The following is an 8,177-nucleotide window of genomic DNA, read 5'->3' on the forward strand; positions in this document are numbered from 1 at the left end:
CCCTCGGGAGCCCCGCCGCCGCCCCCGCCCGCACCGGCGCCGCCGCGGGTGACCGGGGCCGCGCGGCGCCCTGCGCCGCGGCCGTCCGTGGGCGCGCGCCGGCTCCTGGCGCGGCGCCCACGATAGTCGCCGTGGCGACGCAGCCCGAGGTGGGGCGGGGCGCCGCGGCGCCGGGGCTTGCGGGCGGGTGCGCCGCAGAAGGCTCGTGGGGAGGCGGAGAGGAACGCGGCGACGACCTCGACAAGACGCCCTCCATCACCGCGCCCGAGGTCTTCTACCTGCGTCCCCACGGCGACAAGTCCGGTCCGCACGACAAGATGCCGTACGCGCTCAGGGCGGAGGACGGGGGCGGGACCGGCGTCCGGACGCTCACCGCCGATGTGCCGAAGGGCGCGGAGGACACCGTGAAGATTCGCAAGTACGGGGGGTGCGAGGGCAGTTCCACCCACGTGACCTGCGAGGTCGACGGGGACTACAGCAACTGGGGCGACGCGCCCCGCGCCAAGGTGGTCGCGGTGAAGGGGGCGAAGGCCGGGGACTCGGCTCTCGTGACGTACACGTACACGACGAAGGACGGCGAGAAGCTCACCGCACGGACCCGGTTCGTCGTGGGGGAGCCGGTCGTGGAGGCGGCGGTCGCCGCGTACGACAAGGACGGGCCGCGCCCCGGCGCGGAGCTGACCGACTCCGTCGTGGTGCGGAACACCGGTGAGGTACCGGTGCGCGGCCTGGGTCTGGAACTGGCCGCGAGCAACGCCGGGTTCGTGGAGAAGTACTCCAACTGCCGTTACTCGGACTACAGTCGCGGCCGCATCGCCGTCTGCGAGTTCCCCGGGCTGACCATCGACCCCGGGCAGACCGTCACCCTGCGGCCCGCGATACGGCTGCGCACGTCGAAGGCGGACCTGTACGTCTCCTACGGCAAGGACGTCTGGGCCCTGGACATGGGCCCGGGGCACTACGGCACCTATCCGAAGGGCGGCGACCTCGGCGACGGACCGGCGCTGGAGGTCACGGGGACCAAGGCCGCCGAGGGCGCTTTCGTCGCCGGGGGCGGGTCCACGTACGTCGTGCTCGACTCGTACGCCGACTACGAGGTCTCCGACGTCACCCTGACCGGCGCGCCCGGCGACGAGCGCACCTTCGAGATCACGGTCCGCAACAACGGCCCCGCCGACGCCGGTGCGGCGGCCGACGTGGTGTTCAGCCCGCCCCTCGGGACGACCATGGTGAAGCAGCCGATGGAGGAGTACGACGACGGCGTCTACCAGGAGTACTGCGAGAACAACGGCTACACGTACACCTGTGCCGTCGGCCCCCTGGCGCCCGGGAAGTCCCGCTCCTTCGAGTTCACCATGACCCTCGGCGACCCGGGCGAGGGCTTCCTGTCCCTTGAGACGACGTCTCCGACCGCCCCGTGGGATCTCGGCCGCCGGGACCCGGATCCGGACAATGACGAGGCCGTCGTCAGAGTCGAGGCCGAACGGTAGTTCACACCCGACGCCGCTTGGGCAGCACGGAGAGATGACGCATCGGGCCGACGACCCTGTGACGCTCCAGCGCACGACCGCCGCCCAGTCGCGGCTGTGGGAGTACTACCTCCACGAGGACACCATGATCATGCAACGCGGCAACCTCTTCCTCGTGGCCCAGTCCCTCCAACTCGTCGCCTTCACCGCGATCCTGTCCGCCGGACGCGCGGCCGGCACCCCGGTCACCGGCAGCGGCCTTGTCACCGCCCGCGTGATCGGGTCCTTCGGTGTGGCCATGGCCGCCATCTGGCTCTACGTCGGACACCGCCAGATCCGCTACACCGACAACCTGCGAAGGCGGCTCGTCGAGAAGGTGCCCGACTACGCCGAGACCCAGGCCGCCGTCCGCATGCGCGGACCGAGGGCGGCCCTCTTCATCGCGTACGGCATTCCGCTGCTCGCCGGTCTCCTGTGGTCCCTGCTCCTGGCCGTCGGCTGACCGCCCTGGCCGGCGTCTCACCCCCGCCCCAGCACCACCGTCCCCGACGAGCAGAACCAGCCCCCCGTGCCGGACGCCACGGCCAGGCGGGGCAGGTCGCCGGCCCCGATCCGCACCTGGCGCGCGCCCGCCTCGCCCCGTAGCTGGCGTACCGCCTCGACCAGGAGGAACAGGCCCCGCATACCGGGGTGCTGGGCCGACAGGCCGCCCCCGTCCGTGTTCACCGGCAGGGTGCGGGACTGGACGAACGCTCCGCCTTCCCCCTTCTTGCAGAAGCCCAGGTCCTCCAGGGTCACGAGCGTCATGTAGGTGAAGGCGTCGTAGATCTCGGCGAGGTCGATCTCCTCGGGACGGACGCCCGCCCTCTCGAACGCCAGACGTCCGCTCACCGCCGCCGGTGACACCGTGAAGTCGGGCCATTCCGACATCGTCGCGTGCGAGACGTGCTCGCCGGTGCCGAGGATCCAGACGGGGGCGGTGCGGCAGTCCGGTACGTACTCCTCCGCGGCCAGCAGTACCGCCGCCCCGCCGTCCGAGCGGATGCAGCAGTGCAGCTTGGTGAAGGGGTCCGCGATCATCGGGCCGGACAGCACGTCGTCGACCGTGATCGGGGTGCGGAACATCGCCTCCGGGTTCAGGGCCGCGTTCGCCCTCGCCTGGACCGCGACCTCCGCCAACTGCTCGATCGTCGTGCCGTGTTCGATCATGTGGCGGCGGGCGGCCATCGCGTACTTGGCGATCAGCGTGTGGCCGTAGGGGACTTCGAACTGGAGCGGGCCGCGGGCGCCGAAGGAGAGGTTCCCCGTGCGCCGGCCCGCCTTGACGTCCGCCCTCGCCGTCGAGCCGTACACCAGGAGGACCGCGTTGGCGTGGCCCGCGGCGATCGCGTCCGCCGCGTGGGCCGCCATGACCTCCCAGGTCGAGCCGCCCACCGAGGTGGAGTCGACCCAGGTGGGGCGCAGGCCCAGGTACTCCGCCACCTCCACCGGGGCCAGCACACCCGTGCCCGCCGAGGCGAAGCCGTCCACCACCGACCTGTCGAGCCCCGCGTCCGCCAGGGCCCGGCGGGCGGCCTGGGCGTGCAGGGTGTAGGGCGTCGCGTCGTCCACGCGGCCGCAGTCGGAGAGGGACACGCCGACCACGGCGACTTTCCGGGTTCCGGCAGTCATGAAAGGTCTCTCCCTCTGTCTGTCCATATCGGCCCGCCGCTCCTAATATGACGGACCGTCAGATCCGGAGGGAAGGGGTCGCCATGGACGCCGGCTTCACCACCGAGCAGGAAGGGATCCGCCGCGCCCTGCGCGAACTCCTGCACAAGCGGTGCGGGGCGGAGGAGGCGCGGGCCGCCGTCGACCGGCCGCAGGGGTACGACGCCGGGCTGTGGGCCACCCTCTCCGAGCAGCTCGGACTGCCCGGACTCGCCCTTCCCGAGGCGTACGGCGGGGTGGGCTGCTCCGCCACCGAACTCGCCCTCGCCGCGGAGGAGACGGGACGGGTCCTCGCTCCCTCCCCGCTGCTCGCCACCGCCGTTCTCGCGGCTCCCCTGCTGCTCGCCCTCGGCACCGAGGGCCAGCGTGCCGAACTGCTTCCGCGGATCGCCGACGGCTCCCTCCCCGCCGCCCTCGCCGTACCCGCCGCCGGTCTCGCGCTCACCGGCGACAACGCCGGGGACTGGGCGGGAGGCGGGCGCTCCGGGGGTGTGCAGGCCCGCGGGTCCGGTGACCGGTGGCGGCTGTACGGGGAGATCGAGCACGTCCTCGACGGGCACAGCGCGGGGTGCGTCCTGGTCGCCGCGCACACCGGTGGGTTCGCCCGGTCCCGCACCCTTGTCTTCCTCGTCCCCGGGGACGCCGAAGGGCTGGTGCGCGTACGGCAGACCGCCCTCGACGCCACCCGCCCGCTCGCCCGGCTCCAACTTCGCAACGTCGACGCCGAGTTGCTGGGCGACGAGGACGCCGACGTGCTCGGCGCGCTCGCCCGGCTCGGGGACTCCGCCGCCGCCTTCCTCGCCTGTGAGGCCGTCGGGGCCGCCGACCGGGTGCTGGAGCGGACCGTCGAGTACGTGAAGCAGCGGGAGCAGTTCGGGCGGGCGATCGGGTCGTTCCAGGCGGTCAAGCACCGCCTCGCCGATGGGTATGTGCGGGTGCAGGCGGCGCGGTCGGCGGCGTACTACGCGGCCTGGGCCACCGTGCACGGGGAGCGGGTGGGCGGGCTGGCCCTCGCCCAGGGGCTGGAGGCGCTGCGGGCCGCCGCCGCCGAGGGCATCCAGCTGCACGGGGGCATCGGCTTCACCTGGGAGCACGACGTCCAGCTGTACTTCAAGCGGGCCGCCGGCGACGAGCTGCTGTTCGGGCCGGTGCACCGGCTGCGGGCGCACGCGGCCGACGCGGCGCGGCTCTTCACGGAACGAGAGGTGACGGTGTGATCGGCGAGCGGGCCGTACAGCGGATTTCGTCGACGCGGGGCTTCGCGAAGGTCGCCCCGCATGTGATCCCGGCCCTCGACCGGGCCGTGCACCGGCTTACCCGGGGCAAGGTCATCCTCAGCGCGCAGATGCTGCCCGGGGTGATCCTGACCTCGACCGGCGCGCGCAGCGGCCTCGTCCGGCGTACGCCGCTGGCCTGTATGCCCGAGGAGGCGGGCCGTACCTGGATCCTCATCGGCTCCAACTTCGGCCGGACCGACCATCCCGCCTGGACCCACAACCTCCTCGCCCGCCCCGACGCCGAGGTCAGCTGGAAGGGCACGGACATCCCGGTGCGGGCGGCCCTCTTGGAGGGGGAGGAGCGGGCGGCCGTATGGAAGAGGCTGCTGGCTTTCTGGCCGCCGTACGCCACGTACCAGGCTCGGGTGGACCGGGAGATACGGGTGTTCCGGATCACCCGGCGCGACTCATAGCGTGTGCTGGGCCAGCAGCAGGGCCTTGGGGTTGAGGCCGCTGATCGCGGCGCCCCGCAGGAACAGGGACCCCTGAGCCCCGGTGTCCGCCTCCGCCGCCATGAGCCCCGCCACCGCCCGCCCCACGGACCGGCCGCGCACCCCTGCGGGTGCCTCCGGCGGTGGAGCGGCTGACCTGGGCGTTTGCGTGTGAGGTATCGGAAAGGCGGGGTATCGGTGCTCCGGGAGGACGCTGCGTGTACGCGGGGTGCCGTGTGGACAGCCGAGGGGCCAGGGGCCCAGCCGTGTGGCGATGCGGCCTCGCAGGCCCGACCGGGTGGTGTTGACCACGGGTCCGCACTCCCCGAGTGGTCACGACGCCGGACGAGGCTGTCTTCGTCACCATGCGGCAGGTGCAGGAGGCGCAGCGGCTGGCGTCCACGCTGGTGATGAAGCACGTGTCAAGGACCGGCCGCTGCCGGGATGACACGGCAGGCGGTGGCTCACCCGTGTGAACCACCGCCCGCCAGACAGGACTTGGTGCCTGAAAAAACTGTCGGTTACTTGGTCGGCTTCTTGCCGGTCACGCCGAGATGCACCAACAGTGCGAGGTTCGGCTTGAGTTCAGCCTGTTTCACGCCCCACGTCTGGAAGCCCTTCTGGTGCGAGGCGACCGCCGCGAGCATCGCGACCAGTGAACCGGCGACCGCCGCCGGGTTCACGTCCTTGTCGACCTTGCCCTTGGACTGCAACTCGGCGACCGAGTCGGACAGGGAGTTGTTCACGGAGTTCAGGATCTTCATACGGAGCTTGTAGAACCGTTTGTCGCCCTCGGCGGCGCCGAGGTCGACGACCCTGAGGATCGCGTCGTTCCTTCGCCAGAACTCCAGGAAGCCGTCCACGAGTTCCTGCGCGGTCTGCCAGCCCGCCTTGCCGACCCATGATCTGCCCTCTAGGAGCTGGGTCAACTGGCCGCCCTCGGTGGCCATTTGCTCGGCGATCTCCAGGACGGCGCCCTCGACGTCCGGGAAGTACTGGTAGAAGGTCGCGGGCGAAGTGCCCGCTTTCCGGGCGACATCGATGACTTTGACGTCCCGGTAAGGGGAGGAGCTGAGCATCTCGCTGAGGCAGTCGAGCAGCTTCTGCCGGGTCGCCTGCCCACGCCGGCCGGCCACGCGGCCGTCGACGGTACGCACTTGTCCTGTCATGCCGTCAGCTTACCGAGGGGTGATCGGAGCGCGATTCGGCCGACTGCAAATGGGGTGCGAGGGCACTTCGGGACTGGTGCGCTGGTCTGCGCGCTGCGTGAGTCGCCGTTAGTTTGGCGGTATGGCCGAAAACAGGGCATCCGCATACGGAGAGGGCGTCCCGTGCTGGGTGGACGCGCAGCTTCCCGACGTGGAGGCGGGCAAGCGGTTCTACGGTGAGCTCTTCGGGTGGACCTTCGAGGAGCAGCGCTACGGCGGGGCCGTGTGGGCCCTGAAGGAGGGCGAGCCCGTCGCGGCGCTCGCGCACAAGACGGACGGGCGGATGCCCACCGTGTGGACGGTGTACTTCGCGACCCCGGACATCGAGGGCCTCGCCGACCGGGTCTGGGCCGCCGGCGGACAGGTCGTCACCGCCCCCATGCCGGTCGGCGACCTGGGCACCAGCGCCCTGGTCACCGACCCGGACGGTGCCGTCTTCGGCCTGTGGGAGCCGGACGCCCACACCGGTTTCGGCGTACGGCACGAGCCGGGCACCTTCGTCTGGGCCGAGCTGTACGCCCGGGACACCGAGGGCGCCAACACCTTCTACGGCGGGCTGTTCCACGACGCCCTGTTCGGACCGGAGGCGAAGCCGGATTTCGGCCGGGCCCCGGTCTCCGACGTCTTTCCGGCCGAGATGCCGCCCCACTTCCTCGTGCACTTCGGAGTCGAGGACTGTGAGGCCGTTCTCGGGACGGTGAACCGGCTCGGCGGGCGGGTCCAGGCTCCACCTTTCGAGACGTCGTACGGCAAAGTCGCCGTCGTCACCGACAATCAGGGGGCGTCGTTCGCCGTACTGGAGCGTCTCGACGGCCGACCGGGGTGGTGAAAAGCGCCGTTTGGTCATGAGACATCCCGATTTGCACCCGGGTTCGCAACCTGCGCCTCGGCCAGGAAGAATCAGGGTGCGTGCCGCCATGGCGGTGCGGTGGTGAGACGCTGCACGGGGGTCGCGTGCATAAGGGTGTGACGCGGCCCGTACGGGGAGGTGGCAGGCAAGTGGTGGATCAGCTGACACAGCACGATCCGCGGCGGATCGGGCCGTTCGAGGTGCTGGGACGGCTGGGCGCCGGCGGCATGGGGCTGGTCTATCTCGCGCGCTCGGCGTCCGGCCGGCGCGTGGCGATCAAGACGGTCCGTACGGAACTCGCCGAGGACCAGCTGTTCCGCGTCCGCTTCTCGCGCGAGGTGGAGGCGGCCCGCGCGGTCTCCGGCTTCTACACGGCGGCCGTCGTCGACGCCGACGCCCGCGCCGCAGTGCCCTGGCTGGCCACCGCGTACGTCCCCGCGCCCTCCCTCGAAGAGATAGTGAACGAGTGCGGGCCGATGCCGGCCCAGGCGGTGCGCTGGCTCGCGGCGGGGGTCGCGGAGGCGCTCCAGTCGATCCACGGGGCGGGCCTGGTCCATCGCGACCTCAAGCCGTCCAACGTGCTGGTCGTCGAGGACGGCCCCCGGGTGATCGACTTCGGTATCGCCTCCGGCGTATCGAACACGCGTTTGACGATGACCAATGTGGCGGTGGGCACCCCCGCCTACATGTCACCCGAGCAGGCCAAGGACTCCCGCAGCGTCACCGGCGCGAGCGACGTCTTCTCGCTCGGCTCCATGCTGGTCTTCGCCGCCACCGGCCACCCGCCCTTCCACGGCGCCAACCCGGTCGAGACGGTCTTCATGCTGCTCCGCGAGGGCCCCGACCTCGAAGGTCTCCCGGACGAGCTCCGTCCGCTCATCGAGTCCTGTATGCAGATGGAGGCCACCGGCCGCCCCAACCCGGCCGACCTCCAGTCCCAGCTCGCCCCGCACCTCTTCGGCTCCGGCTCCGACGACAGCGGTACGGCCTCGGCCTGGCTGCCCGAGCGGGCCGTGGGCCTGATCGAAGCCCGCCGCAACGGACGCCCGGCCGTCAAGCCGGGCCCGGGCGGCCGCAGCGGCGGAGGCCGGGTCGCCCCCCTGCCGCCACCGCCCTCGCACTGTCCCTTACCCACCTCTGACCCTGCCGCCGAAGCGGCTAGTGTAGGTCTCGTGGCGCGCCGTCGCCTGCACAACCAACAGCATCGCACGACCAACACGCTCCTCCCGCGA

The 8,177-nt window shown here is 71.6% G+C and carries 9 protein-coding genes; 6 read left to right on the forward strand and 3 right to left on the reverse strand.

The genetic code is table 11. The annotated features are described in order from the left end of the window. Both HLK59_RS45975 and HLK59_RS45980 read left to right on the forward strand, forming a co-directional pair. The coding region (locus tag HLK59_RS45975) for a DUF11 domain-containing protein (RefSeq protein ID WP_206328388.1) at window positions 1–1,490 on the forward strand (1,490 nt) is incomplete at its 5' end. A 34-nt stretch (window positions 1,491–1,524) separates the two neighbouring features. Then, on the forward strand, window positions 1,525–1,971 hold the full coding sequence (locus tag HLK59_RS45980) for a hypothetical protein (RefSeq protein ID WP_171147637.1): 447 nt from the start codon (window positions 1,525–1,527) through the stop codon (window positions 1,969–1,971). Window positions 1,972–1,988: 17 nt separating this feature from the next. Here HLK59_RS45980 and HLK59_RS45985 read toward each other — a convergent pair whose 3' ends face one another. Continuing rightward, on the reverse strand, window positions 1,989–3,140 hold the full coding sequence (locus tag HLK59_RS45985; protein ID WP_171147638.1) for an acetyl-CoA acetyltransferase: 1,152 nt from the start codon (window positions 3,138–3,140) through the stop codon (window positions 1,989–1,991). Between the two features lie 83 nt (window positions 3,141–3,223). Here HLK59_RS45985 and HLK59_RS45990 point away from each other — a divergent pair, with 83 nt between their 5' ends. Continuing rightward, on the forward strand, window positions 3,224–4,396 hold the full coding sequence (locus tag HLK59_RS45990) for an acyl-CoA dehydrogenase family protein (protein ID WP_171147639.1): 1,173 nt from the start codon (window positions 3,224–3,226) through the stop codon (window positions 4,394–4,396). Continuing rightward, window positions 4,393–4,869, forward strand: coding sequence for a nitroreductase/quinone reductase family protein (locus HLK59_RS45995; protein ID WP_171147640.1), 477 nt, complete (start codon window positions 4,393–4,395; stop codon window positions 4,867–4,869). Before HLK59_RS45990 ends, HLK59_RS45995 begins: the two co-directional genes overlap by 4 nt. On the opposite strand, the gene HLK59_RS46000 is transcribed toward HLK59_RS45995, so the two are convergent. Both HLK59_RS46000 and HLK59_RS46005 read right to left on the reverse strand, forming a co-directional pair. Further along, on the reverse strand, window positions 4,864–5,010 hold the full coding sequence (locus HLK59_RS46000) for a hypothetical protein (RefSeq protein ID WP_206328389.1): 147 nt from the start codon (window positions 5,008–5,010) through the stop codon (window positions 4,864–4,866). The two genes, HLK59_RS45995 and HLK59_RS46000, sit on opposite strands and share 6 nt — an antisense overlap. Before the next feature lie 398 nt (window positions 5,011–5,408). Beyond that, window positions 5,409–6,044, reverse strand: a complete 636-nt coding sequence (locus tag HLK59_RS46005; protein WP_171147642.1) for a TetR family transcriptional regulator — start codon at window positions 6,042–6,044, stop codon at window positions 5,409–5,411. Window positions 6,045–6,177: 133 nt separating this feature from the next. Between HLK59_RS46005 and HLK59_RS46010 the strand changes: the two genes are divergently transcribed. Further along, the gene (locus tag HLK59_RS46010) at window positions 6,178–6,924 is read left to right on the forward strand and encodes a VOC family protein (RefSeq protein WP_171147641.1); all 747 of its coding nucleotides are present in this window, start codon (window positions 6,178–6,180) and stop codon (window positions 6,922–6,924) included. A 170-nt stretch (window positions 6,925–7,094) separates the two neighbouring features. Then, window positions 7,095–8,177: serine/threonine-protein kinase (locus tag HLK59_RS46015; RefSeq protein ID WP_346779979.1), on the forward strand; the 1,083-nt coding region annotated here is incomplete at its 3' end.

The organism is Streptomyces sp. S3(2020), assembly GCF_013044505.1.
Taxonomy (GTDB): domain Bacteria; phylum Actinomycetota; class Actinomycetes; order Streptomycetales; family Streptomycetaceae; genus Streptomyces.